Origin of the sequence: Brevibacterium sp. BDJS002 (assembly GCF_028201555.1) — a bacterium.
Taxonomy (GTDB): domain Bacteria; phylum Actinomycetota; class Actinomycetes; order Actinomycetales; family Brevibacteriaceae; genus Brevibacterium; species Brevibacterium aurantiacum.
The window spans coordinates 35,361-60,439 of record NZ_CP116392.1 but is presented as its reverse complement, the minus strand read 5'-3'; the positions used below and the strand labels follow the sequence as shown (position 1 = coordinate 60,439).

The following is a 25,079-nucleotide window of genomic DNA, read 5'->3' as shown; positions in this document are numbered from 1 at the left end:
ATCTCTAAACTGGGCGACTGCCGGGAATCCGAACAGACCTCGGCCCCGAAATACCTAGTGACGTGAGTTGAGAGCCTCACCGCGTTAGGATTGGGTGTTGATGTCTCCGTTTCGGTGTTCCTTTCCGAACTCGGATTCACCAGGACAGACTCGTTCGGGCGCATGCGTCCGGGCTGGTGGCGAACGGTTCGTCACGCGCACGACACCTGGAAGAGGAGGTGCCATGGGGATTCTCGATCGTTTCGAGAAGGGATTGGAGAATGTCGTCAACGGCGCCTTCGCCAAAGCGTTCCGCTCACAGGTGGAACCGGTCGAATTGGCCGGCGCGCTGCGACGCGAAGCCGATAACAAGGCCGCTGTGGTCTCACGCGGACGAACACTGACGGCAAACCACTACAGCATCGAACTGTCTCCCACAGATTTCGACCGTCTCTCTGGTCTCGAGAACGAACTTCGCTCCGACCTGCGACAGGTCATCGGCGATCACGCGGTCGAGCAGGCCTACAGCTTCGTCGGTCCCGTCTCCGTCGAGTTCGTCGAGGCAGAAGACCTCGACACCGGAATGTACCGAGTCGTCTCCAGCACTCAGCGACCCGACGGCTCACCCGCAGCCCAACCGGCCAACCGCGGCGGCTATGACCCCGTGTCCCGGTCCCACAACATCGTGGGCGAAGGACAGGCCAACTCCGGATCACGTCCGGTCCCACCCAGACGCACACCCGAACCAGCACCGGCCCGACCGGCGGCCACCAGCCGCCCGGCATCGGCCCCCGTGCGACAGGCAGCACCAGCACGGTCGCGCACCATCAGCGCCAGCGTGACCATCCACGGTCAGGACTACGAGCTGCACCAGGGCACGAACGTCTTCGGACGGTCCTCCTCCAGCTCCGACTACGTCATCGATGACCCCGGCGTCTCCCGCCGACACTTCGAGATCACCGTCGAACGTGACCATGCGGTCGCCAACGACCTCGGATCAACCAACGGCACCCTTCTGCGCGGACGCAAGCTCACCTCGGCGAACCTCTCCGACGGTGATGTCCTCATGGCCGGAGACGCAGAGGTGCGCTACCACGAGAACGAACAGGACGCCCAGTGAGCGAGTTCACCGTCACCGTCTTCCGGTTCGCCTTCTTCATCATCCTCTGGCTCTTCGTCCTCGGTGTTGCCGGCGTCCTGCGTCGCGACATCTTCGGGCCCAGGAAGGGCCCGAGGAAATCTCGCCGAGGCAGCAAGGCCTCCCGGAATGCGACGCCGACTCCTGCCCCGAGCAGACCGGCACCGGCTCCTGTTCCTGCCCCTGCTCCGGCACGACAACAGGCACATCCGGGCTCCATCCGGGTCACCGGTGGGCCCTTGGCCGGGACCTTGGTCACGCTCTCTGGGGCACCAGTGACCTTCGGGCGAGCTCCGGACAATACGATCGTCATCAGTGACGACTTCGCGTCCAGCCATCATGCGCGAATCGTGGCATCGAACGGCTCCTGGGTCCTCGAGGACCTCGGTTCGACCAACGGCACGATCGTCGACGGCTCGCCCATGCATTCGCCCATCAGTCTGCGGATCGGCACCCAGATCACCATCGGCCATACGACGTTGGAGACCCAATCGTGACGACCGACGGTACGATCACCCTCCGCTCAGCAGCCCGGTCTCACACCGGGCTGGTGCGTAAGAACAACCAGGACTCCGGCTATGCGGGTCCGAATTTTCTGCTCATCGCGGATGGAATGGGCGGACACGCCGGCGGTGACGTCGCCTCGGCGATCACCGTGTCCCGGCTGGCCGACCTCGATCGTGAACCCAGCGGCGAGGATGCGCTGGAGATCCTGCGCACCTCGATCCTGGAGGCCAACGACCGCATCTGCCGCGGCGTCGCCGAACAGCCCGAGCTCGCCGGCATGGGCACCACAGTCACCGCACTGCTGCGCGCTCCCGGCAACCGCTTCGCCTTAGCCCACATCGGCGACTCCCGCGGCTATGTGCTGCGCGATGGCGAACTGCAGACCGTCACCCATGACCACACCTTCGTCCAGATGCTCGTCGACGAAGGCCGCATCACCCCGGACGAGGCCGAAACACACCCGCAGCGTTCCGTTGTCATGAAGGTCCTCGGCGACGTCGGGGCCTCCCCCGACCTCGACCTGACCCTGCGTGAGGCTCACGTCGGCGACCGGTGGATGCTCTGCTCCGACGGCCTGACCGGCTTCGCGGACGTCGATGACATCGCCCGCGTTCTCTCCGAGGTCTCCGACCCCGACGAATGCTGCCGTCAGCTCATCGATCTGGCCCTGGCCGGCGGCGGCGCCGACAATGTCACCGTCGTCATCGGCGACGTGCTCGAAGGCACCCTCGACACCGTTCAGGGCAGCTCCGTGGGCTCCGTCCACCTCAACCCGAAGTACGCCACCATCGGCATGAACACCGATGTCGACGAACCCACCACTGAGACTCAGCCCCACTACGGCAACGGCGACTTTCCCACCGACACCGTGCCCCTGCAGACGGTGTCCGGTTCCGATAAGCAGGAGCCCACCGCCGAGGTGGTTCCCCCTTCCCAGCGCACCGACTCGGAGTCGTCCGACAGGGACGCACCCGCCGAGGAGGATGACCTCGACGCTGACGACGACGAGGTGGAAAAGCGGTCCTACCTGGGCTGGATCATCGCAGCGATCGTCATCGTCGCAATCGCGGTGGGCGGGTTCTTCGCCTATAACTACGTGAGCAACCACTACTACCTGACGAACCAAGATGGAAAGGTCACCCTCTACCGGGGCCTCGACACGACTCTGGGACCCATCGAACTCAGTCAGCTCGAAGACACCACCGACATCGAAGTCGGGACCCTCAACAGCTTTTCGCAGGATCGTCTGCGCGGCTCCATTCAGGCCGATTCCCGTGATGAGGCCGATCGCATCATTGAGAACCTGCGACAGGAAGCCGATAAGTCCGGTACCGTCTCCGGCAATGTCGAGGATGCCGCAAGTCCCAGCGATCCCGCGCCCTCACCGCCGAGTTCCCAAGCGGTCGATCCCAGTGATGCCATCACTGAGGAGTCACAGTAATGTCCGAGAACCCCAACCAAGGCGCACGGCCACGGCCTTATCGCTTTGCTGAGCTCGGCCTCCTCATCCTCGCGATCGCGGTCTCCACGAGCGCCTATGCACTTGTAGGGCTCGGCACCGAGGACACGATTCCCGCCAACGTCTATCAGTATGCGGCGTGGTTGGCCGCGCTGGGCCTCATCATCCACGTCGTCGTGTGGTGGAAGGCCAAGTACGCCGACCCCGTCCTCGTCCCGATCGCCGTCCTGCTCAACGGCTTGGGCCTGGCCATGATCTACCGCGTCGACCTGGGTCGGGATGAGTATCAGAACAGCGGAGTCACTCAGCTGATCTGGATGACCTTGGGCGTGGCCCTGGCCGTCGGCATCATCATCTTCTTAGGTGACCACCGGTGGCTGCGCCGCTACACCTTCCTCTCGGGGTTCGCTGCGCTGATCTTCCTCCTGCTCCCGCTGATTCCCGGCCTGGGCAAGACGGTCAACGGCGCACGCATCTGGATCGGCATCGGCCCGATGTCCTTCCAGCCCGGTGAGATCGCGAAGATCCTGCTGGCCATCTTCTTCGCTGGCTACCTCGTGTCCTACCGTGACCAGCTGGTTCTGGCCGGGCCGAAGATCCTCGGCATCCGCTTCCCGCGCCTGCGAGACTTCGGCCCCATCGTCATCGCCTGGGTCGCCAGCGTCGGCATCCTTGTCTTCGAAAGAGACTTGGGAACCTCGCTGCTGTTCTTCGGCCTGTTTGTGGCCATGCTCTATGTGGCGACAAGCAAGGTCTCCTGGATCATCCTCGGACTCGGTTTCTTCGCCGTCGGTGCGGTCGCCGCGACCTTCCTCTTCGACCACGTCGGGCAGCGCGTGGACGGCTGGCTCAACGCCCTGACCGCTGAGGAGTACAACAAGACTCCAGGCGGGTCATATCAGCTGGTCCAAGGCCTGTTCGGCATGTCCAACGGCGGTCTGACCGGCACCGGACTCGGCGAGGGCCGACCAAATATGGTCCCCTATGCGGAATCTGACTTCATCTACGCCAGCCTCGGCGAAGAGTTGGGCATGGCCGGACTCTTCGTCATCCTGCTCTGCTACCTCTTCATCTTCCAACGCGGCATCAAGACCGCCCAGCAGCTGCGCGACGGATTCGGCACCCTGCTCGCCACGGGCTTGAGCTTCACGATCGCCCTGCAGGTCTTCGTCGTCGTCGGCGGCGTCACCCGCCTCATCCCCCTCACGGGTCTGACCACGCCGTTCCTTGCCCAAGGCGGGTCGTCTCTGATCGCGAACTGGATGATCATCGCCCTGCTCCTGCGCATCTCCGACAATGCCAGGCGCCCAGTGGAGGAATTCCACACCGGCGTCCTCAAGATCACGGAGGATCCCGAGGAACCCACCGCCTCGGCGCGGGGAGCCGGAACCCGCAACGACACGAAACGTGTCGAGGGGGCGCGCGAACACGCGGCGGGCAGCCTCGCGACCGACCGGACCACCAGTGACGACGCACCGACGACCAACCTCGGCGCCGCCGATCTTAAGACCACCGGGTCCGATGAGGACCCGACGACGAATCTGGGCACTACCGGAGGTGAACGATGAAGAGACCACTGACACACATCAGCATCGTCGGGTTCGTCATGTTCGCGCTCCTGTTCGGCTCCACGAGCTGGGTGCAGTTCGTCACCGCCGACTCGCTGAACAACAATGCGCTGAATAACCGCAAGGTCCTCGATCAGCTGGCCCGCGACCGGGGTCCGATCCTCGTCGACGGCAAGCCGATCGCCTACTCCGAACCGGTCGACGACAAGTACAAGTTCCAGCGCAAGTACGGCGCTGAGGGCCTCAACCCCCGCGCGTACGCCTCAATGACCGGGTACTACTCCATCGTCTCGGGAGCCTCGGGCATGGAACGCGCGTCCGGAGACTACCTCTCCGGCGATTCCGACGCCCTGTTCTACGACAAGGTCGGCAGCCTGTTCACCGGCGAGCAGCCGCGCGGAGCGGCCGTGGAGCTCACGATCGACCCGAAGGTGCAGCAGGCCGCGTGGGACGGCCTGGGCAACCAGAACGGTGCCGCCGTGGCATTGGACCCGAAGACCGGCAAGATCCTCGCCATGGCCTCGACGCCGGGCTGGGATCCCAACCCGATTGCCAGCCATGACTCCGAGACGGCGCAGTCCGCCTTCGAGGAGCTCAACAACGCTGAGGGCAAGCCTGCCTACAACCGCGCGATCGGCGGCAACCTGTACCCACCGGGCTCGACATTCAAGGTCCTCGTGGCCGCGGCCGCACTGGAATCAGGCGACTACAAGCCGGATTCGACCCTGAACGGTCCGGCCGAACTCGACCTGCCCCAGACAACTTCCACCATCGGCAACTCCCATCCAGGAGCCTGCCGCAACGGAGGGCAACCGACGCTGGCCGATTCCCTCGCCGAATCCTGCAACACCTCGTTCGCCTCACTCGGCATGGATCTGGGCGAGGACGCGATCAAGGAGCAGGCGGAGAAGTTCGGCTTCGGCCAGGACATGGAGATTCCGCTCAAGGTCAGCCCGTCCACGTTCCCCGACAACCTCAATCCGCCCCAGCTGGCGCAGTCCTCGCTGGGTCAGTACGAGGTCAGGTCCACGCCGATGCAGATGGCGATGATGACCGCGGGGATCGCCAACGGCGGCAAGATGATGAAGCCTCAGCTTGTCGACCGGGTGCTCAACGCGAATACCCTCGAACCCATCAAGGAGATGCGTCCGGCGCAGAAGTCTCGGCCTGTCTCAGGCAAAACCGCCGATCAGCTCACCACCATGATGGAAGGCGTTGTCGAGGATGGAACCGCCTCGGTGGCCAAGATGGACGGAACGAAGGTCGCCGCGAAGACCGGTACCGCACAGCACGGACCCGGTGCGGCCCCGCACGCCTGGTTCATCTCATTCGCCCCAGCCGATGATCCGAAGATCGCAGTGGCGGTCGTCGTGGAGAACGGCGGAAACGCGGGCAACGAAGCTTATGGAGCGACGGTCGCAGGACCGATCGCCAAGGACATGATGGAAGCGGTGGTCGAAAAATGAGACCCGTCGAAGGCACCCTGTTGGGAAACCGATACAAGCTCACCTCTCGCATCGCCGTGGGCGGTATGGGTGAGGTCTGGAAGGGCGTCGACTCCGTGCTCGGCCGTGAGATCGCAGCGAAGATCCTCAAGGACGAATACCTCTCGGACACCACCTTCCTCGCACGCTTCCGCGCCGAGGCGCAGAACATGGGCCGCGCATCCGACCCCGGAATCGCCGGCGTCTTCGACTACGGCGACGAGCAGGGATCCCCCTATCTCGTCATGGAGTACGTGCCCGGCGAGGCACTGTCGGCGATCATCGAACGCAGCGCACCCCTGTCGGAGACGGACACTCTGAGCATCGTCTCCCAGTCCGCGCAGGCGCTGGGTGCGGCCCACAAGGTCGGCGTCATCCACCGCGACATCAAACCCGGCAACATCCTCATGACACCGGACTTCCGGGTCAAGATCACCGACTTCGGCATCGCCCGAGTCACAGACCAGGCTCCGCTGACGAAGACCGGTCAGGTCATGGGCACCGCCCAGTACCTGGCACCGGAGCAGGCCACGGGCAAGGGCTCGGGCTCCGGCTCCGACCTCTACGCCCTGGGCATCATCGCCTATGAGGCACTGGCCGGGCAGCGTCCGTTCACCGGTGACTCGCAGGTCGCGATCGCCATCGCCCAGGTCAATCAGCAGCATCCGCCGCTGCCGGACACGGTGTCCGAACCGCTGCGTCGCTTCGTCGACTGCCTCCTGGAGAAGAAGCCCGAGCGCAGGCCCTCGGATGCCATGGCCGTGTCCCGAGCCGCCGATGCGCTGGCCGCCGGCGATGTCGCCGGTGCCGAGCAGATTCTGCCGCAGATGGTGCTGGGCAGCGCCGCCTCCGAGGCATTGACCCAGGTCTTCAACAACCCCGAACCCGTGCCGACGACCAAGGCGATGCCGGTCACTGCGTCCAATGAGGAGACTCGCGTCTACCCGGGCGCCGCTGCCGCAGGTGTCGCCGGTGCCGGTGCGACAGGAGCCGCTGGGGTTGGGACTGCGAATGGCAGCGAACTCGATGCGGAGAACGCAGAGGACAAGGAACTCGACGAGAAGCAGTCGAAGAAGGGCCGCGCCCTCATCTGGATCCTTGCGATCATCGCGCTCATCGCCGTCGGTTCGCTGCTGTGGTTCTTCCTCGGCGGGGGCAATGCCGAACCCGAGCCGGACCCCAGCACCAGCGCGCCTACTACTTCCGAGGCCGCGAAGACGATCGAGATCGACAAGAGCGATTACATCGGACTCACCGAATCCTCGGCGACTCAGAACCTCGAACAACAGGGCCTGGAAGCCGATACCCAGACCATCGAGTCCTCCCGCGCTGCGGGCACGGTCGCCGATGTGGGCGAGGGCGAGAACGGCTACACCTTCGAAGAGGGCGACACCGTCACGCTCTACATCTCCTCAGGTCCGGCCGAGGAACCGGTGGAGACCGAAGAACCTGAGCCCAGCAGCACTCCCACGCCGTCCGAGACCAGCGGCGACGATGGTTCGGGATCGAGCAGCAACGACGACGGGGGCTCCTCGAGCAACGACACCGGCACTGCCGATGCCGACAACGGTTCGAGCAGCGATCCGAACGGCTCAGATCAGGACAGCAGCGATCCGAACGGCTCAGATCAGGACAGCGGCGACCCGAGCGGTTCGGATCAGGACAGCGCCAATCCGAACGGCTCTGATCAGGGCAGTGATCCGAACGGATCAGACAGCGGATCGGGCAACGGATCGTCTAGCACTGCCAACGGCGGATCGAACCCGTCCGGCGGCAACGAGGGGAACTCGAGTGCCGGAGCGAACCTGGACGAGGCGATCTTTGGTTGACATCATGCGCTGAGAAGACGAGTAATCTACATGACATGCGGAGTACTTTCCCACGACGTGGGTGAACCAAGCGGAGGACCAGAATGAATGAACCCAAGGTGCTGTCGGGGCGATACGAAGTTCGTGCGCTCCTCGGCCGTGGGGGCATGGCAGAAGTGCACGAGGGCGTCGACAACCGACTCGGTCGACGCGTCGCGATCAAACTTCTGCGGTCCGATCTCGCCCGCGATCCCTCGTTCCACACACGTCTCAAGCGTGAGGCTCAGTCCGCCGCAGGGCTGAACCATCCGGGTATCGTCGCCGTCTACGACTCCGGCGAAGAGGACTTCGTCGAAACCGGCGGCTCCAGCGTCTCCGTGCCGTTCATCGTCATGGAATACGTCGAGGGTCAGACCCTGCGCGAGGTCCTCAACGAACACGGCACCCTGACCATCGACGAGGCGCTCAACGTCGTCGCCGGTGTGCTCGCGCCGCTCGAGTACTCCCACCGCAACGGCATCGTCCACCGCGACATCAAACCCGCCAACGTCATGCTCACCCCCGAGGGTGACATCAAGGTGATGGACTTCGGCATCGCCCGCGCGCTCAAGGACAACAGCGGCCTGACCCAGACGCAGTCCGTCGTGGGCACCGCCCAGTACCTGTCCCCCGAACAGGCCCGCGGTGAGGTCGTCGACGCCCGCTCCGACCTGTACTCGACGGCGTGCCTGCTCTATGAGCTCCTCGTCGGCCGTCCCCCGTTCGTCGGTGATTCGCAGCTCGCGGTCGCCTACCAGCACGTGGGTGAGACGCCGAAGCCTCCGAGCTTCTACAATCCCAATGTTCCCCCCGAGGTCGATCGCCTCCTCATGCATTCCCTGCTCAAGGACCGCGACGAGCGCTACCAGGACGCCTACATCTTCCGTGAAGACGTTCTCGCGGCCCGTGACGGCCGTCCGCTGAGCTTCGATGACCACATGGATCGCACCCAGGCGTTCCCGATGGCCGGGGCCATGATGGGTCCCCCGCAGTACGCCCAGGACTCCGAGGTCGACCCGGAGACGGGTGCCGTGTCGACGATCATGGCCAAGCAGGACGAAGCACCACCGCCGAGGCGGTCACGTGCCTGGATCTGGATCGGCAGCATCTTCGTGCTGTTGGCTCTGGCCGCAATCGCACTGTGGGTCTACGAGATCAACAAACCACCGGACATCATCCAGGTCGAGGTCACGGACGTGGCCAATATGAATGCCGACGAGGCAGAATCCGCCCTGATCGAACAAGGCCTGAGAGTCGACCGTGATGAGGCGTACAGCGAAGACGTCGACGAGGGCAAGGCCATCAAGACCGACCCCGCCGGCGGTCAGCGAGTTGAGCAGGACAGCGTCGTGAAGCTGGTCATCTCCTCCGGCCCTGAGAGCGTCAAGGTCCCCGATGTCTCCGGCAAGTCTGAGGAGAGCGCTCGCAAGGTCCTCAATGACGCCAAGCTGCAGGCCGGCACGCACATCTCACAGAACTCTCCGGACGTCGAGAAGGGCGTCGTCATCGAGACGAAACCCGGCAACGGCTCCGAGGTGGATGTGGATTCCAACGTCGACCTGGTCGTATCCTCGGGAATGGTCAAGATCCCCGATGTGACAGGCAAGTCCGCAAAGGAAGCCTGCGAGATCCTTGAGGGCGATGACTACCAGTTGGGGTGCAAGACCGAAGAGGTCGAGACCGCCGACGAGCCGGCCAAGAAGGTCTTCGAGCAGTCGTCCAGCGGCGGCAGCGAGGTCAAGCAGGGCACGGAGATCACCGTCAAGGTTGCCAAGAAGCCACCGGAGGAGCCTTCGTCGCCGAGCATCCCGTCGATCCCTGGTGGAATCCCCACCTCACCGTCTGACGACGGTGGCAGCGACGATGAGGGCAATGACACCGGCGGTAACGGTGGTAACGACAATGGCGGCAACGACGATAATAAGGACGACGACAGTTCCATGGGTCCCGGTGACGTAGGCGGCCTGTTCGACGGTTTCTCAGACGCCAGCTGAACCGGCCGCCAGCTTAAGCGCCAGCTGAACTGACCAACTGAACCGACCAGTTGAACTGACGACCAGCCTGTCCACCTATGGTGTGGGCACCCGCCCTCAGGACAAGGTGATGAACAGGTCTGTACGCAGGTCCGCGGGGTCCATGTCGGGGTTCGGTTCGGTCACGTAGACCTCGAAGAACGGCAGCCCGGGATGGTGCCCCGCATCGACGGCAGCCTTCGTGAACACCGCCCAGGCCTCACCGAGGCCGTCGTATCCTCCGGTGTGACTCATGGCTGCGATCGATCCCCCAGGCAGCTGAGAGGGGATCGCGATGAGGTCCCTGCTCAGAGGCAGGGCCTGGGTCAGTCCCGAGGTCAGCGGAAGCCCGATCTCCAGGTCAACAGTGTCGCTGGGCTGGCGCGTGTACAGTGCGAACGCAGGACCGGCGATCTCCATCTCGGCCTCCTGCAGTGTAGGAAACAGCCCGGTGAACGTGGCATCGAAGAGTGCCGGAAGGTCCTCCATGGCGACGTTCCTGGCCTCCACGACGGCCGTGGGGATCTCGGACGCCTCGAACACGGTGAGTTCGGAGAATGGCTCGGTGCGGTTGAAACTCGACTCTGGCATCAGTGGTCCTCTCGGTTCCGCCTGCCGGCCCAGCCCCACCTCGGCGAGCTTTCGGGGTCTCCCGGGGATGGCAAGCGGTGCTGGATCTCTTGGTGACTCACAATCCTAATGCGGCGAGAGAGCCACAGGAAGAGCGTGAGCGCAGATGCCTGTCGCGACGGCTGAAGCGGTGCTGGCTTATGCGGGTGTGCCGGCCGGCACGGACTTCGCTGCAATCGCCGATGCCATGGGCGACATCGTCGCGGCCTGTGAGGCGGCGCCTTCGATTCCGCAGACCTCGAGCCAATTGCCCAGCATCAGGTAGCCGCATTCGGTGAGCACCGACTCCGGGTGGAACTGGACTCCGAACAACGGCTGCTCACGATGTTCGATCGCCATGACGACACCGTCCTCGGTGCGGGCCGTGACGATGAACTTCTCGCCGTCGATGGTCTCGTCGACGATCGCCAGCGAGTGGTAGCGGGTCACGGTCAGAGGGTTCTTACAGCCGAAGAAGATGCCCTGGCTGTCATGGGTGATGACCGAGGTCTTGCCGTGCATGAGCACCGGCGAATGGGTCACCGTGGCGCCGAAGACCTCGCCCAGGGCCTGATGGCCCAGGCAGACGCCGAACACCGGGGTTCCGGACGTCTCAGCCCAGGAGATGAGATCCGGGCACACTCCCGACTCAGCCGGCACACCCGGACCTGGGGACAGGAGGACACCGTCGAAGTCGGCCGCCAGGGCCACGACAGCCTCGGCGGACATATCGTCATTGCGGATGACCTGCGTCTGCGCTCCGAGCTCACTGACGTAGGACACGAGCGTGTAGACGAAGCTGTCGTAGTTGTCGACGACGAGGATCTTTGTCATTGGCCACCGCTTCCATCAGTCACAGTTGCGTTGTTGAAGGGCATGTAAGGGGCGACGACCGGGAAGACGTACTGCATGAGCAGCAGCACCACGGCCGCGATGAGGATGAGGGCGAAGATGAGTTTGACGAACCAATTGCCGGGAAGCAGTCGCCAGATCAGACCATACATTCTCAGGCACCACCATTCTTGCTGACCTTGTCGTAGGCCTTCGAGTCCTTGATGTTGTCCGGGGCGCCATCGCCGGCCGGGGTCCAGTCGGTGAGCTCGGCGTAGGCGATGTAGCGCTCCCTGGCCGAGAACATCGGGTTGCAGGCCGTCATCGTGAGAATCCGGTCCTTGCCCTTGAACTTGGGTTCGTTGGGAACCGGGGCGAGAACCTCGACGGCGTCGGGAAGGATGATGTCGAAGTTGCGGAACGTGTAAGTGTAGAAGCCGTCCTTGGTCTGGACGATGATCTCATCGCCGGGGCGCAGCTGCGCGATCTGGTTGAGCGGCTTGCCGTAGGTGACGCGGTGGCCGGCGATCGAGAAGTTGCCGACCTCTCCGGGCATCGCCGAGTTCGGGTACCTGCCCACGCCCATCCGGTTGAGGACGGGTTCGAGATTGACACCCTCGGCGACGGTGCGGTAGTAGTCATCGCCGAAACGTGGAATGTAGAAGATTCCGAACGCGCTGTTCTTCTCCACCGGATCCGCCACGACAGGTTCGTCCGGGTCATCGGGAAGCTCGTTGGGATCCTGGTTCTGCCAGTCCTGGGCCAACTTGTCGGCGAGCTGCTCGTTGTCCCGGTTGGCCTCGATATCGGTCCACCACAGCTGCCAGACCACGAACAGGATGAGGACCATTCCGGCCGTGATGCAGAGCTCGCCGAAGGTGCGGATGGTGCCGCGAACGGGGCCCAAGGGCTCCCGCTCCGGTTTCTGCCTCCGCCGATTGGTGCGACGACTGCCCTCGCCGGGTGCGCTGTAGCCCGCAACGGCCGCACCCGCATAGGCGCCGAGGTTGGGGTTCGTTTCACTGCTGACCGGCTGCTGCACCTGGGTGGAGTCGGTGTACGCGGGCGGGGCGTCGGAGTAGACGGCAGTCGGGGCACCGTTGGCCGCGGCCGCTTCGGCTTCGCGGCGCCGAAGTTCACGGCGACTGGGAAGTGGCTGATCGGTTCCTGCCTGTGAGCCCGTCCCGGGATGCGAACCTGCTCCGGAGTTCTGGCCCCCGCCAAGCTCGGGTGCGGTGCTCATGGGTTCTGTGGCCGGGCTGGCTTCGCGTCCGCGGTACCCGCCCTGAGCGGGGTACTGGTCGTGAGCCGGGTGATGCGATGAGTTCTGCCTCTGAGCAGGACGAATAGTGGGTCGCGATGACGCATCCGCGTCTGATTCGTTACCCGAGGAGGGACTATTCACCACTGCTGCACCGTGCCTAATGTTTCGAATCCGGGGCTTGCCCAAAGGACAAGCGGGGACACCGTATTGCACTTTATCGTATGAAACTGCACAAACAGGTCGTTCTCAGGGTAATTGGAGTTTTTAAAACTGCCGGATGTCACGAGTAGACTGATGTGCGATTGTCCCTATACATCAATCGGTGACCCCAGCAACGGTCGGCCGTAAAAGGAGTACTCGTGGCCAAGTCCAACGGACGGACCCAGCGCCCTCAGCGCACTTCTCGCAACTCGTCGAAGGCCAAGGTCGAAACCAAGGCCCAGTCGAACGACGATGTCGAGGATCCGCAGACCGTGCAGGCCGAGGATCCGAAGGACGAGCGTCTCGACGGCGATCTCCTCGACTTGGATGACTCCTCGGACGCCTCCGATGTGGTTGCCGACGATGCTGATGCAGACGAGAAGTCCACCGCCGCCACGACTGCCGCGGACAAGAAGTCCGCGCCGAAGAGCGTCGGAGCCGGGGCCAAGAAGGTTGACGCAAAGGACAGCGACACGTCCGCCGACCTCGATGCCGACGACGCTGTTGACGTCGATGATTCCGACGCTGATGAGGCCGACGCAGCCGACGCCGACGACTCAGCCGAGGACTCGAAGACGGCCACGAAGTCTGAGAAGTCTGCCAAGGCGGCCAAAGTCGACAAGCACGAGAAGGACAGCAAGTCCTCGAAGAAGAAGAGCGAGTCCTCCAAGGCCGCGGCCAAGGGTTCGTCCGCCAAGGGCTCCTCGGCCAAGCGCACCTCGCGTTCGGGCAATCCGGCCAAGCGCCCCCAGGGCCGCAAGACCGCCTCATACACCTCGCAGTCCGGTCAGCAGACGATCAAGCCGAACCCACGCTGGTTCCTGCCGGTGCTCATCGGCCTCTTGCTCATCGGCCTGGTCTGGCTCGTGACCTTCTACATCTCGCAGGGAGCGTTCCCGGTCGAGGCGTGGGGCAACTGGAACATCCTCATCGGCTTCGCCTTCTTTGTCGCGGGGCTGATCATGTCCACGCGCTGGCGGTAGTCAGCAAGCCGCTTCACGAATAACGGGCGTTGTGTCGACGCACGGGTGCGTAATCCCGATAGTCGACGCAGCGCCCGTTATTCGATCGCGCAATGGGTGCACTCGCGCACCCGCACCATGCTGGCAAGCGGCTCATCTGCGGTTGTGTCGAGGACCCGATATTGACGTTTCAATCGCCTCGTGATCGCCTCGCCATCGCCCTTGTCCACAGGGTCGAAGTTATACCCAAGCCGGGTGCGTCGCTTGTGCATAACTTATTTTGAGCTTGTAACCAGGGAAAATACACCTATGTAAGTTATCCACCATGTGGATAAAGGTTGTGGACAAGTAAATTCGAGCCCCGCAGGTGCCAATTTTCGACGGAAGTCTGATATAAGCCTGAGAGCCGCCTATCACCCGTGGTCGACACCGTGGATGCTGCGGCGCTCGGTGCCCATCACATCGCAGCAATCTACCAAGCGTCGTTGATCCTCCAGGCCCCGGCGACAAGCATCGCCAGCAGCAGACCGACGGCTGTCAGCACGAACACCAGCGTCGACTGCTTCTTCGGTACGAGAAGAGCACCGCACCCGAGCACGAAGCCCGCAATGAGCCCGCCGAGGTGGGCCTGCCAAGACACTCCTGCGACGAGGAATCCGTATCCGAAGTTGAGTGCTACGAACAGCACGACGCCGGTGATGTTGCGATCCAGCTTCTGCGTCGGCACCAGCAGGACGCCGACGATGGCGAAGACCGCACCGGAGGCGCCGATGTTGTTCGTCACCCAATCCACCGTGAACGGCTTGGCGAGGACGAGGACCATGACTGATCCGCCCACCGTGCCGAGCAGATAGATGGTGAGGAACCTCCAGCGATAGATGGTGAGGAACCTCCAGCGGCCCAAGGCACGCTCGATGAAGGATCCGAAGAAGAACAGGCCGATCATGTTGGCCAGGAGATGGAACGGCGAGGGCTGTTCGTGCACCAGCGCCACGCTCAGGACCCGCCAGGGCTGTTCGAGCACGAGTGCGGGAACGAAGCTGAGTCGATGGACCAAGTCCAGGCTGGGCAGCAGCTGGGCCAGGAAGACCACGCCGGTGAGGATCATGATGATGCTCGTGACAAGGGGTGGAGACACAGAAGGGGCCCGGCCGGTCTCCCGGGCCGAGCCCTCCTGCGGTGTGTCCATCACACCATGGTACTCAGTTCAGTGAGTCTCAGTACTCCGCACTCGAAGTCTGCTGCTCACCGGTGAAGCGGTCTCAGGCGCTGATCTCGACCGATTCGAGAACGACTGGCTCTACTGGCTTGTCCATGGCTGCGGTGCGAACGTTGTTGATCTCGTCGACAACCTTCTGTGAGGCTTCGTCGGCCACCTCGCCGAAGATGGTGTGCTTGCCGTTGAGCCATGGGGTCTCGGCGGTGGTGATGAAGAACTGCGATCCGTTGGTGCCGCGTCCCATCTGCTTGCCAGCGTTGGCCATGGCCAACAGGTACTTGCGGTCGAACTGGAGCTCCGGGTGGATCTCGTCGTCGAAGGTGTAGCCGGGTCCGCCGGTACCGGTGCCCAGCGGGCAGCCGCCCTGGATCATGAAGTCCGCGATGATGCGGTGGAAGTTGAGACCGTCGTAGAAGGGACGCTTGGTGGGTTCGCCGGTGGCGGGATCGGTGAACTCACGCTCACCTTTGGCCAGTTCCACGAAGTTGGCAACAGTCTTCGGCGCGTGATTGCCGAAGAGGCTGATGGTGATGTCACCGTGGTTGGTGTGCAGGACTGCTGTATGCGTAGAAGCTGTAGTCATAGGTCCATTCTTCCACGCCCTCACGGCTAATGCAGATTCCCGTGGCTCGGATTGCGGACTCTGTCAGCGTTTCTGCAGACAATTTCATGACGCCCTGGTGACCAGCGGCTTGCGCCTAGGCCGTAGACTGAGACTGATCAATTGACCCCGACAAAGAGGATTGGGAATGTTCATGTCGAAGAAGTCAGCTCGAGATCCGTTCACTTCGAAGCTCGATTCCGCGAAGAAGACGTCACTCCGAGTCCTGGCCGATGCCAGCGGGGCCGCAAGTCCAAAGCTCCGCGAAGCCGCTGACAAGGCACGCCCTCAGGTCGAGGCCCTTGCAGAGAAGGCACGCCCTCAGGTTGAAGCACTTGCCGATCGGGCCGAAGGTCTTGCCGTCAAGGCACGTCCGCAGGTCGAAGCATTCGCCGACAGGGCGAATGAGCAGGTTCACGCCTGGGCAGACAAGCTCGATGCCTACCGCCCCGAGGCCACAGAACGTGCCGGCAAGTTCGCGTCCAATGCCGCCAACTCGCTGGCCGCCGTCGAAACCCCTCAGCTGGTCGACGACCTCGCTGTGCGCCTGACCGGTGACAAGAAGGCAGTGAAGAAGGCCCGCAAGGCCCTGACGAACGCCGGCAAGCGGATTCAGAAGGACACCGCTCGCAAGTCCGGTGGTGGCAAGGCCGCAGTCGTGTGGACCCTGGTCATCGGCTCGGCAGCCGGAATCGGCTACTACGTCTGGAAGAAGGCGCAGCCGGTCGAGGACCCATGGTCGACGCCGCTGCCCAACAACCGTCCGCAGGATGCCCGTCCGGTGGGCTCGACCCCGGCTTCACGCCAGGGAACAGCACCCGAGGTATCGCAGACGGCAGTGCCTGAGTCGAAGACCGCCGCAGCAGCCCCGAATCCTGCAACCGAGGCCAAGGGAACCCAGGCAACGCCGGCCAGCGTCGTCAAGCCTGCAGAGGATTCGAAGTCAGCGGCCGAAACAGCCGAGGACAAGAACGCCAAGCACTGATCTGTTCTGACTAGCTGGTCAGCTGACCAGCGCAGACAGATCGAACGGCTCCCGTCGTCGAGGTGCTCACTGATTGAGGTGAGCGAACCTCGACGACGGGAGCCGTTCGTCATTCATCCAGAACCTCACGCCTCGTGGCCGGTCCGCCGCCCCGGAAACGCCCGGAGATCCGAACCGCCAGCAGACCGGTGATCGTGAACGCCAGAGTCGCGGCGAGGATGAGCAGGATCGGGGCCGTCCACCCATCGGTGACATTGCCCAGCCAGCCCGCGAACGGCGGAGCCAGGGTGGCTGCGAGGTAGCCGCCTCCCTGCACCCGGGCCGAAGCCGAAGCCGTCTCCCGGTCACTTCCGGCGGTACGGGCGATGATGGAGAAGATCGCGGTGAATCCGCCGCCCTGGGCGATTCCGCCGGTGATCGACCACAGCACGAACGAGCTTGGGGCCAGCAGCAGTCCGACAGGCAGCGAGAGCCACAGTGCGGCGATAATCGCCACCGGCACCCACGGTTTGGTGCGGGCCGCCAGCAGCGGCACTCCGAATGCGCCGAGGATGGCCGCGATCTGGAACAGCGAGGCGGTGCCACCCGAGGCTGTCGCGCTCAGCCCTCCGGTGTCTGCCAGGATCGACGGCAGCCACGTCGTGGTCGTGTAGTAGGCGATCGACTGTCCGCTGAAGGTGACCACGAGCAGTGCGATGATGGCGCGGAATTCGGGCGGGGCCTCCCGCCACGGGCGACGTTCCGGTGTGGGTGCGGGCGTCGGCGGCGTTTCGGCCGCGGCTGCGACGATCGCGTTGCGTCGGATCCGCAGCCGGATCGCGAACAGCCAGTAGGCGAGTCCGAGCACGGCCATGCCGCCCCAGATGGCCACGGCCCACCGCCATCCGACGGCTGCAGCCAAGGGACCGGTGCCGAGGAGGGTGATCATGGACCCGACATTCATGGTGGCCGAATACAGGCCGGTCACCATCGACACCTGGCTCCAGGGGACCTCGCGCCGGATGATCACCGGGACCGCGATATTGCCCAGAGTGATGGCGAAGCCGATGATTCCGGTGCCCACGAGCACGAGCCAGGGCGGTCCGAGTGAGCGCAGCACGGTTCCCAGCAGCACGCCGGTGAGGCAGGACAGCACGGCCGCCTCGGCGCCGAACCGTCCGATGGCTTTGCCCGCCACAGGGGTGACGAGGGCGAACAGCAGCACCGGCAGGCCCGTGAGGAGGCCAACCCCGGCCGCGCTCAGTCCCGTATCGTCCTGGATGTCGCCGAGGACGGCCGTCGGTGCGATGATCGGTGCCCGCAGGTTGATCGCCAGGACGACGATGCCCACGACCATCCACGGCAGCATCCGCCGGGCGACGGAGGGGTCAGGCTGGTTCACATGCGCTCGGGCACGCGGATGCCCAGGACTCCGAGTCCGGCTTCGAGCACCTCGAGGACGGTCTGGCTCAGGCGCAGCCGAGAATCGCGCACCTCGGCGGTTTCTGCGATGAGAACCGGGCACTGCTCATAAAACGATGTGAACGACTGGGCGAGGTCGAAGAGGTACGTGCACAGTCGGTGCGGCGCGGAACCGGCCACCACCTCGGCGACGACATCGGAGAACCCGAGAAGCGCCAGCCCCAGGTCACGTTCGGCAGCCTCGCCGAGGTGGATCGGCGCGGCCGTGAACGCATCCCCTTCCGCCTTGCGCAGGATCGATCGGATCCGTGCACCGGCGTACTGCAGGTACGGGGCGGTATTGCCGATGGGCACGAGCATGCGGTCGAGGTCGAAGGTGTAGCTCGTGTCGTGGGCGACGGAGAGGTCGGCGTACTTCACGGCTCCGATGCCCACGGTCTTGGCCACTAGGGCCTCCTCCTCAGCATCGAACTCGACGTTCGACTCCTGGAGGGTGGCCTTCGCGCGGGCGACAGCCTCGTCGAGGAGCTCGGCCAGACGCACCGGAGCTCCGCTGCGCGTACGCAGGATCTTGCCGTCGTCGCCGAGCACATTGCCGATCTTCACGTGCTCGAATTCGACGCCCTCGGGCAGCCAGCCGGCGGCCCGAGCGATGGAGAAGACCATCTCGAAGTGCATAGCCTGCGGGGTGCCGACGACATAGAGGACACGGTCGGCATTGAGGTTGCGCACGCGGTGGCGAACAGCCGCGAGGTCCGTCGTGGCGTAGCCGTAGCCGCCGTCGGACTTGCGGATGATGAGCGGCAGCGGTTCGCCCTCACGGCCGGTGAAGCCTTCGGGGAAGACACACAGGGCACCGTCGCTGATGCGCGCCAGGCCCGCGTCCTCGAGTTCCTGGCAGACCGCGGCGAGATCGTCGTTGTAGATGCTCTCACCTGCGAGGTCGTCATCGGTCAGGGTGACGTCGAGGAGTGAGTAGATGTGGTTGAAGTAGGTCTTGGAGAAACCGACGAGCCGCTCCCAAAGCTCAAGGGTCTGCTGGTCACCGCCCTGCAGTTCGACCACGCGGGCGCGGGCGCGGGTGGCGAAGGCCTCGTCGCTGTCGAACTTCGCGCGCGCCGCCTGGTAGAAGGCATTCGGGTTGGCCGAGATGTCCTGGGCCGTCTCGGATTCGATGCCGACGTCGAGGAGGTGTTCGATGAGCATGCCGAACGGAGTGCCCCAGTCGCCGATGTGGTTCTGGCGCACGACGGTGTTGCCGAGGAACTCGTGCGTGCGGGCGAGCGCATCGCCGACGACGGTGGTCCGCAGGTGACCGACGTGCATCTCCTTGGCGACGTTGGGCGCCGAGTAGTCGATGACGACGCGCTGACCGGCAGCGGCCGCACCCTCGGATGTCGCATCCTTGGATGTCGCAGGCGTCTCAGCCACAGCCTCGGCGGCGGTGCCCTGGTTGAGGGTCGATGCCAGGAAGTCGGAGGTGAAGGTGAGGTTGATGAAGCCGGGGCCCGAGATCTCAGGGGTCTCGCAGATGCCCGCGAGGTCCAGGTTGCCAACGATCGTGTTCGCGATGTCACGCGGTTTGGACTTCAGCTCCTTGGCCAGGGGCAGAGCCACATTCGCCTGAAAATCGGCGAACTGGCTGCTCCTGATCACGGGGTCGCGTCGCTTGAAGTCCTCGCCGAAGGACTGTTCGAGGGCGAGTGCGAAACGATCGTTGAGAAGCGAAGTCAGAGATGGCATGACACCATTCTATTGGTCAGGGGCCGACCGCGCCGCATGGGCCGCGTCACCTCGCGGTACCGAGCCCGGTCGCCTGTGCCGACGAGGGCTCGCCGAGCGTGCAAGTTGGCTGGGCATCCTCGTCCTTCACGGGTCCGCGTCCGTGCATGCTTGTAATGTGGGTCACGTGAATTCCAACACTTATCTCCGGTATCCGCACATCCACGGTGATCTCATCACCTTCGTTGCCGACGATGACGTGTGGCTCGTCGCCACCGAGGGAGGGCGTGCGTGGCGTCTGACCTCGGATCATGCCCCCGCGCGCAGCCCAAGGTTCTCCCCTGATGGGTCCCGAATCGCCTATGTCTCACACCGCGACGGACACCCTGAGCTCATGCTCGCCGAGGTGGCTTCCGGTTCTCTGCACCGACTCACCTGGCAGGGGTCGACGGCGATGACGATGCTCGGTTGGGCCGACGATGAGCACGTCCTCATCGGTTCCAATGCCGGCGAGTTCGAGTCACGCAATCACGTGGTGCGGTCTGTGGGAATCGACGGCAGCGTCGAGCGCCTGTCCTGGGGTCGTGCCTCGGGAATGGCCCGCCATCACTCGTCGGTGACGGCACTGGCCACTCCCTACAGTCGTGAACCCGCGCACTGGAAGCGCTACCGAGGGGGAACCGCGCCCCGGCTCTGGCTTGATCGCAGCGCAGATGCCTCGGGCAGCGGAGTCCAGTGGCAGCGGCTGCTGCGTGAAGAAGAGGCGTCGCTGACCGACCCGCTGTGGGTCGGCGACTCACTGGTCATCACCTCTGACAAGGCCGCGAGCTTTCCCCATCATGCCAACGAGCAGGCCAACCTCTGGATCTGGGACGGTCTGGCCACTCGCAGCGGTGGAGAGCCGGGTGAACCTCGACAGCTGACGTTCCAGACGGAGGCCGAAGGCTACGTCCGCAATGCGACGACCGACGGGACGCGCATCGTGTGGCACAGCCGCGGCGAGATCCGCATCCTCGACAGCCTCGATGCCGCCATCCGGACCCTTGCAGTCCAGCTTCCGGGCACCCAGGTGCAGCCGCTCAACCTCGACTCGAAGTCCAGGATCGGCGCCATCGCCCCAGATCACGAGGGCAATGCCTCCCTCATCGAATGGCGAGGAAAGACCTTCTGGTTGGCTCATCGTGAGGGCCCCGCACGAGCATTGTGCGCGGACTCTTCGATCCGCACACGCCTCCCGGTGGTGCTCGGACAGACCGGGCAGGCGGCCTACATCACCGATGTCGAAGGTGAGGATGCCATCGAAGTTCGCGCCACCTCGGCGACGGCGACGGAACGGCGAATTGGAGCCGGCGCTCTCGGACGGGTTCTGCACATGACCTCCGATCCGTCCGGGAAGACCTTGGCCACGATCTCCCACGACGGAAGCGTTCGTCTTGTCGAGGTCGGAAACGGCAAGACCAGATTGGTCGGGCGTTCCGGCTTCGGTGAGGCCAGATCGCCTGAGTTCTCGCCCGACGGGCGGTATCTCATCTGGTCACAGCCCACTCAGGGTGAGGAGCAGCTGGCGCAGCTCATGCTCGTCGACACCAGATCAGACCGTGCGGCTCTGGAGCTGACCAGTGGGAAGTACAACGACTACTCCCCCACATTTTCCTCTGACGGCAAGTACATTGTGTTCCTGTCTGACCGGACCTTCGATCCTGCCTACAATCAGCACTCCTTCGATCTGTCGTTCAACGGTGTGACCAGGCCGTGGCTGCTGCCCTTGAGCGCCACTGAGCCGGCTCCGTTCGGACCGACCTCGAGCGGGTGGGCGATCAGCGAACTGACAGATGAGGCTTCGAAGGCAGAGAAGACCAAGGCGGAGAAGTCCAAGGTCACCAGCGTCGAGCTGGATGTCGAGGGCGCCGAGGAGCGGATCCTCGCGTTCCCCGTCTCTGCCGGTGTCTTCCGCAAGCTTGAGTCGGCAGTCGGCGGTGTCCTGTGGATCCGTGCCGGGGAATCGGAGGACGGTGTGCTCGGCACCGACCTTGATGCCCCTCCGACGGAGTCGATCCAGTACTTCGACTTCGCCAAACGCAAACTCGTCACCATCGTCGATAAGGTCGATGCCTATTGGGTGAGCGGGGACGGCAAGCTCATGGTTGTCTACAACGACGGCGATGTGACTGTGCGTCCAAGCAACCGCAAGGTCGAAGATGACGATGACGAGTGCGTCTCGGTGGATCTCTCCCGGCTGCGCTTCGAACTCGACCTGCGTGCCGAGTGGCTGCAGATGTTCGAAGAGAACTCACGGATCATGCGCGATCACTATTGGCGTGCCGACATGAACGGCGTGAACTGGGAGGGAGTCACCCTGCGGTGGCGCCGAGTCGCCGCGAAGGCACTGACCCATGATGATCTCGTCGACGTGCTGTGGGAGACGGTCGGGGAACTCAACACATCGCATGCCTATGTCACTCCCTCGACTGGCTTGGGCAACCCGTCGAAGCGACTCGGCTTCCTCGGCGCCGACCTGGAACGGACACCGAACGGTTGGCAGATCGCACGGATTCTGCCTGGTGAGAGCAGTGAACCCGCGGCCAGGTCGCCATTGCGCCAGGCAGGTGTCGGGGCTCAGGAGGGCGACATCATCCTGGCTGTCGATGGTCAACGGGTCGATGAGGTACGCGGGCCTGCCGCCCACCTGCAGGGTGCCGGCAACAGGATCGTCGAACTCACACTGCGCCGTGGCCGCAAGGACCGCGTGGTCGCGATCGTGCCGCTGACCAGCGAGGAGAAGCTGCGGTACCAGGACTGGGTGCGATCGAGGCGAGAGTATGTGAGGTCGAAGTCCGAGGGACGCGTCGGCTATGTGCACGTCCCGGACATGATGCCCAACGGTTGGGCACAGCTGCATCGCGACCTCAGACAGGCGATGTCGGCCGACGGCGTCATCGTCGATGTCCGGTTCAACCGCGGCGGTCACACCAGCGCCCTGGTGGCCGAGCGCTTCGCCGATCGTGTCATCGCCTGGAACGCCGTGCGCAACTACGACGCCATGATCGCCGATCCCGAAGACGCACGCCGAGGGCCAGTGGCCTTCGTCGCCAATGAGTTCTCGGGCTCCGATGGTGACATCATCAATGCCCGTGCTCAGGCGAAGGGCTTGGGCCCCGTCATCGGTGTGCGCACCTGGGGCGGAGTCGTCGGCATCGATGGCCGCTACGACCTGGTCGACGGCACCGGTGTGACTCAGCCGCGCTACGCCTTCTGGCTTGAGGGCAAGGGCTGGGACGTGGAGAACTACGGTGTCGAGCCTGATATCGAGGTCGAGCATGATCCCTCACAGCTGTTCAGTGAGGACGATCTGCAGCTCGACCGCGCCATCGCCGAGGTGCTCTCCGGCCTGGAGAAGACCCCTGCGGCCACGCCCCCGGACTTCCCGGCCCCGCGCGTGCAAACACCCCCGAAGCCCCAGGCTCCAGGAGCTCCGTCGGAGTAGAGCCCGGGGTCAATCAGCCGGGTTCGAACTTGGGACCGGCGCATGGAGGGACTTTTGGTGTGCTTCTGGGCTCCGAGAGCACACTGAGAGTTCCTCAGCGACTTTCGAGCGGCACGAGCGCCCACAGGCCGAAGGCGAGGAGCACAAAACCGGGGATGATCCCGCCTAAGACGGGGATGAATTCGGGAGCACCGGCGAAGAAGGCGATGAAACCGGCGATGCCGCACGCCGTGACGACCGTGGCGAGAATGTGGAAGCGCCCGAGCTTGAAGACATAGCCGAGGGCGTAGAAGTGCGTTCCGACGACGAATGACACCCAGGCCACACCGAGTTCGGGATGACCCATACCGCTGAGCAGACGACTGCCCCCGAAGAGTGCGACTGCCTCGATCGCGACAATGATCCAGTAACTGCGCCCGAAGGGGCCGGTCGTGCGCAGCTGCGAGTCTGCAGTCTGCGCCCGAGGACGCTTCATCCGCCCCAACCCGCGAAGCGCGAGAAACGCGATGGCGGCGAAGGCGGCTATGCCCACGATGAGCACCAGCGTCCGGCCCAGGGTGGAGAAGCCTGCGCTGTTGACGATGAGGAAGACGAGTCCGAAGGCTCCGCCGATGAGCGAGCCGATCTCCGCGCCCGTGGCGGGCTGCGGTCTGGAGTGCACTGCGTGGGTCATCATCGTCCTGTCGGGAGTGCATGGACACCACTTCTTCGGTGGTGACTCGGGGGACCCTGATCCTGCTGCCGGGGCCCGGACTCGGGTCTGTGCTCACATTCTTACACCTGAGACCATCTCATTCTCACACTTGAGGCCGCCTCTTACCGTCAACGCGCGGAATTTTCCTGCCGACTCGGGCCTTGACCTCACTAATGAATTGATGTTCACTAGTTGTGAACATAGATTCATTTCCCTCTGAGCGAAGACCCTTCGCCCGTAGAGAGAAGCCGATCGAGGAGGCAAAGATGCAAGGTACACACGAATCCGCGGCCACCACACCGGAGTTCGACGACATCCTCTACGAGGTCGAAGACTCCTTCGCGGTCATCACCATCAACCGTCCCGACTCGTTCAACTCCTTCCGCTCACAGACCGTCGACGAACTCATCGAGGCGCTGACACTGGCCTGGGGTGACAATCGCGTCCGCTCGATCATCCTCACCGGTTCGGGGCAGAAGGCGTTCTGCGCCGGCGGCGACGTCAAACAGAAGGCGAAGACCGGAGACTACGGTCCCAGCCGGTACGGCATGTTCCGCATCTCGGAGCTGCACAAGACCATGCGATCGGTGCCGAAGCCCATCATCGCCGCAGTCAACGGTGTAGCCATCGGCGGAGGCAACGTCCTCAACACCCTCTGCGACATCACGATCGCGGCCACGCATGCTCGCTTCGGACAGGCCGGGCCGAAGGTCGGATCCTTCGACGCCGGATATGGGACGGCCTTCCTTGCACGGGTCGTCGGCGAGAAGCGGGCTCGCGAGATGTGGTATTTCTGCGAGCTCATCGACGCCCAGAAGGCCGAGAACTGGGGACTGACCAATGAAGTCGTCGAGGCCGAGGAACTCATGCCACGGGCCAAGGAACGGGCCCGAGCACTGGGACTCAAGGCACCCACAGCGCTGCGCTTCCTCAAGCAGTCGTTCAATGCCGACAGCGAGATGCAGACCGGGTTCACCAACCTGGCTATGAGCGCACTCGACCTCTACGCGCACTCACCGGAATCGCATGAGGGCGCGGCCGCCTTCGCCGAGAAGCGCGACCCGGACTTCAGCAGCTTCGACAATGCGTACTGAACCAGCCCACCAGAACAG

Annotated in this window: 20 protein-coding genes; 11 read left to right on the top strand and 9 right to left on the bottom strand. The window is 64.0% G+C overall.

Annotated features, from left to right (window positions below):
* Positions 1-223 precede the first annotated feature (223 nt).
* The 7 genes from PGC08_RS00280 to pknB all read left to right on the top strand — a co-directional run bounded on the left by PGC08_RS00280 (position 224) and on the right by pknB (position 9,976).
* Positions 224-1,099 (top strand): FhaA domain-containing protein, encoded by an 876-nt coding sequence (locus PGC08_RS00280; protein ID WP_009884842.1) that lies wholly within the window; start codon positions 224-226, stop codon positions 1,097-1,099.
* Positions 1,096-1,614 carry an FHA domain-containing protein FhaB/FipA gene (locus tag PGC08_RS00275; RefSeq protein WP_271709224.1) on the top strand — a complete coding sequence of 173 codons (519 nt, stop codon included), beginning with the start codon at positions 1,096-1,098 and terminating at the stop codon, positions 1,612-1,614. Before PGC08_RS00280 ends, PGC08_RS00275 begins: the two co-directional genes overlap by 4 nt.
* On the top strand, positions 1,611-3,065 hold the full coding sequence (locus tag PGC08_RS00270) for a PP2C family protein-serine/threonine phosphatase (protein WP_271709223.1): 1,455 nt from the start codon (positions 1,611-1,613) through the stop codon (positions 3,063-3,065). Before PGC08_RS00275 ends, PGC08_RS00270 begins: the two co-directional genes overlap by 4 nt.
* Positions 3,065-4,651 (top strand): FtsW/RodA/SpoVE family cell cycle protein, encoded by a 1,587-nt coding sequence (locus PGC08_RS00265; protein WP_096146192.1) that lies wholly within the window; start codon positions 3,065-3,067, stop codon positions 4,649-4,651. Before PGC08_RS00270 ends, PGC08_RS00265 begins: the two co-directional genes overlap by 1 nt.
* Positions 4,648-6,117 carry a peptidoglycan D,D-transpeptidase FtsI family protein gene (locus PGC08_RS00260; RefSeq protein ID WP_271709222.1) on the top strand — a complete coding sequence of 490 codons (1,470 nt, stop codon included), beginning with the start codon at positions 4,648-4,650 and terminating at the stop codon, positions 6,115-6,117. The genes PGC08_RS00265 and PGC08_RS00260 overlap by 4 nt, the downstream gene beginning before the upstream one ends.
* Positions 6,114-7,964 carry a protein kinase domain-containing protein gene (locus tag PGC08_RS00255; RefSeq protein WP_271709221.1) on the top strand — a complete coding sequence of 617 codons (1,851 nt, stop codon included), beginning with the start codon at positions 6,114-6,116 and terminating at the stop codon, positions 7,962-7,964. The genes PGC08_RS00260 and PGC08_RS00255 overlap by 4 nt, the downstream gene beginning before the upstream one ends.
* Positions 7,965-8,047: 83 nt before the next feature.
* On the top strand, positions 8,048-9,976 hold the full coding sequence (pknB, locus tag PGC08_RS00250) for a Stk1 family PASTA domain-containing Ser/Thr kinase (protein ID WP_271709220.1): 1,929 nt from the start codon (positions 8,048-8,050) through the stop codon (positions 9,974-9,976).
* 96 nt (positions 9,977-10,072) lie between these two features.
* Here pknB and PGC08_RS00245 read toward each other — a convergent pair whose 3' ends face one another.
* The 4 genes from PGC08_RS00245 to PGC08_RS00230 form a co-directional block, all read right to left on the bottom strand.
* Entirely contained in the window at positions 10,073-10,585 is a 513-nt protein-coding gene (locus PGC08_RS00245) for a GyrI-like domain-containing protein (RefSeq protein ID WP_069599127.1), read from the bottom strand.
* A gap of 177 nt (positions 10,586-10,762) precedes the next feature.
* Entirely contained in the window at positions 10,763-11,437 is a 675-nt protein-coding gene (locus PGC08_RS00240) for an anthranilate synthase component II (RefSeq protein WP_271709219.1), read from the bottom strand.
* Positions 11,434-11,607, bottom strand: a complete 174-nt coding sequence (locus PGC08_RS00235; RefSeq protein WP_009884833.1) for a hypothetical protein — start codon at positions 11,605-11,607, stop codon at positions 11,434-11,436. The genes PGC08_RS00240 and PGC08_RS00235 overlap by 4 nt, the downstream gene beginning before the upstream one ends.
* Positions 11,608-11,609: 2 nt before the next feature.
* Positions 11,610-12,677 (bottom strand): class E sortase, encoded by a 1,068-nt coding sequence (locus PGC08_RS00230; RefSeq protein WP_271709218.1) that lies wholly within the window; start codon positions 12,675-12,677, stop codon positions 11,610-11,612.
* Positions 12,678-13,057: 380 nt separating this feature from the next.
* On the opposite strand from PGC08_RS00230, the gene PGC08_RS00225 reads away from it, so the two are divergent.
* Positions 13,058-13,882 carry a cell division protein CrgA gene (locus tag PGC08_RS00225; protein ID WP_271709217.1) on the top strand — a complete coding sequence of 275 codons (825 nt, stop codon included), beginning with the start codon at positions 13,058-13,060 and terminating at the stop codon, positions 13,880-13,882.
* 451 nt (positions 13,883-14,333) lie between these two features.
* Here PGC08_RS00225 and PGC08_RS00220 read toward each other — a convergent pair whose 3' ends face one another.
* Positions 14,334-15,050: a rhomboid family intramembrane serine protease gene (locus PGC08_RS00220; protein WP_271709216.1), complete on the bottom strand. Its 717-nt coding sequence runs from the start codon at positions 15,048-15,050 to the stop codon at positions 14,334-14,336.
* Between the two features lie 73 nt (positions 15,051-15,123).
* On the bottom strand, positions 15,124-15,663 hold the full coding sequence (locus PGC08_RS00215) for a peptidylprolyl isomerase (RefSeq protein ID WP_009884828.1): 540 nt from the start codon (positions 15,661-15,663) through the stop codon (positions 15,124-15,126).
* Positions 15,664-15,835: 172 nt separating this feature from the next.
* Here PGC08_RS00215 and PGC08_RS00210 point away from each other — a divergent pair, with 172 nt between their 5' ends.
* On the top strand, positions 15,836-16,666 hold the full coding sequence (locus tag PGC08_RS00210) for a hypothetical protein (RefSeq protein ID WP_271709215.1): 831 nt from the start codon (positions 15,836-15,838) through the stop codon (positions 16,664-16,666).
* Between the two features lie 109 nt (positions 16,667-16,775).
* Here the strand turns inward: PGC08_RS00210 and PGC08_RS00205 are convergent, their stop codons facing one another.
* Together PGC08_RS00205 and argS are read right to left on the bottom strand one after the other, a co-directional pair.
* Positions 16,776-18,047, bottom strand: coding sequence for an MFS transporter (locus tag PGC08_RS00205; protein WP_096146187.1), 1,272 nt, complete (start codon positions 18,045-18,047; stop codon positions 16,776-16,778).
* The gene (argS, locus tag PGC08_RS00200; RefSeq protein WP_271709214.1) at positions 18,044-19,810 is read right to left on the bottom strand and encodes an arginine--tRNA ligase; all 1,767 of its coding nucleotides are present in this window, start codon (positions 19,808-19,810) and stop codon (positions 18,044-18,046) included. Before argS ends, PGC08_RS00205 begins: the two co-directional genes overlap by 4 nt.
* A gap of 166 nt (positions 19,811-19,976) precedes the next feature.
* Between argS and PGC08_RS00195 the strand changes: the two genes are divergently transcribed.
* Complete coding sequence (locus PGC08_RS00195) at positions 19,977-23,273, top strand: S41 family peptidase (RefSeq protein ID WP_271709213.1); 3,297 nt, start codon at positions 19,977-19,979, stop codon at positions 23,271-23,273.
* Between the two features lie 94 nt (positions 23,274-23,367).
* Here the strand turns inward: PGC08_RS00195 and PGC08_RS00190 are convergent, their stop codons facing one another.
* Complete coding sequence (locus tag PGC08_RS00190; protein ID WP_271709212.1) at positions 23,368-23,934, bottom strand: hypothetical protein; 567 nt, start codon at positions 23,932-23,934, stop codon at positions 23,368-23,370.
* 299 nt (positions 23,935-24,233) lie between these two features.
* Between PGC08_RS00190 and PGC08_RS00185 the strand changes: the two genes are divergently transcribed.
* Positions 24,234-25,061, top strand: a complete 828-nt coding sequence (locus tag PGC08_RS00185; RefSeq protein WP_271709211.1) for an enoyl-CoA hydratase-related protein — start codon at positions 24,234-24,236, stop codon at positions 25,059-25,061.
* Positions 25,062-25,079 lie beyond the last annotated feature (18 nt).

Bases quoted from the DNA above. Each gene is read 5' to 3' on its own strand.
- PGC08_RS00280 (WP_009884842.1), top strand. From the start codon at position 224: ATGGGGATTCTCGATCGTTTCGAGAAGGGATTGGAGAATGTCGTCAAC.
- argS (WP_271709214.1), bottom strand. From the start codon at position 19,810: ATGCCATCTCTGACTTCGCTTCTCAACGATCGTTTCGCACTCGCCCTC.
- pknB (WP_271709220.1), top strand. From the start codon at position 8,048: ATGAATGAACCCAAGGTGCTGTCGGGGCGATACGAAGTTCGTGCGCTC.
- PGC08_RS00230 (WP_271709218.1), bottom strand. From the start codon at position 12,677: ATGAGCACCGCACCCGAGCTTGGCGGGGGCCAGAACTCCGGAGCAGGT.
- PGC08_RS00220 (WP_271709216.1), bottom strand. From the start codon at position 15,050: ATGGACACACCGCAGGAGGGCTCGGCCCGGGAGACCGGCCGGGCCCCT.
- PGC08_RS00240 (WP_271709219.1), bottom strand. From the start codon at position 11,437: ATGACAAAGATCCTCGTCGTCGACAACTACGACAGCTTCGTCTACACG.
- PGC08_RS00185 (WP_271709211.1), top strand. From the start codon at position 24,234: ATGCAAGGTACACACGAATCCGCGGCCACCACACCGGAGTTCGACGAC.
- PGC08_RS00235 (WP_009884833.1), bottom strand. From the start codon at position 11,607: ATGTATGGTCTGATCTGGCGACTGCTTCCCGGCAATTGGTTCGTCAAA.
- PGC08_RS00245 (WP_069599127.1), bottom strand. From the start codon at position 10,585: ATGCCAGAGTCGAGTTTCAACCGCACCGAGCCATTCTCCGAACTCACC.
- PGC08_RS00260 (WP_271709222.1), top strand. From the start codon at position 4,648: ATGAAGAGACCACTGACACACATCAGCATCGTCGGGTTCGTCATGTTC.
- PGC08_RS00255 (WP_271709221.1), top strand. From the start codon at position 6,114: ATGAGACCCGTCGAAGGCACCCTGTTGGGAAACCGATACAAGCTCACC.
- PGC08_RS00265 (WP_096146192.1), top strand. From the start codon at position 3,065: ATGTCCGAGAACCCCAACCAAGGCGCACGGCCACGGCCTTATCGCTTT.
- PGC08_RS00215 (WP_009884828.1), bottom strand. From the start codon at position 15,663: ATGACTACAGCTTCTACGCATACAGCAGTCCTGCACACCAACCACGGT.
- PGC08_RS00210 (WP_271709215.1), top strand. From the start codon at position 15,836: ATGTCGAAGAAGTCAGCTCGAGATCCGTTCACTTCGAAGCTCGATTCC.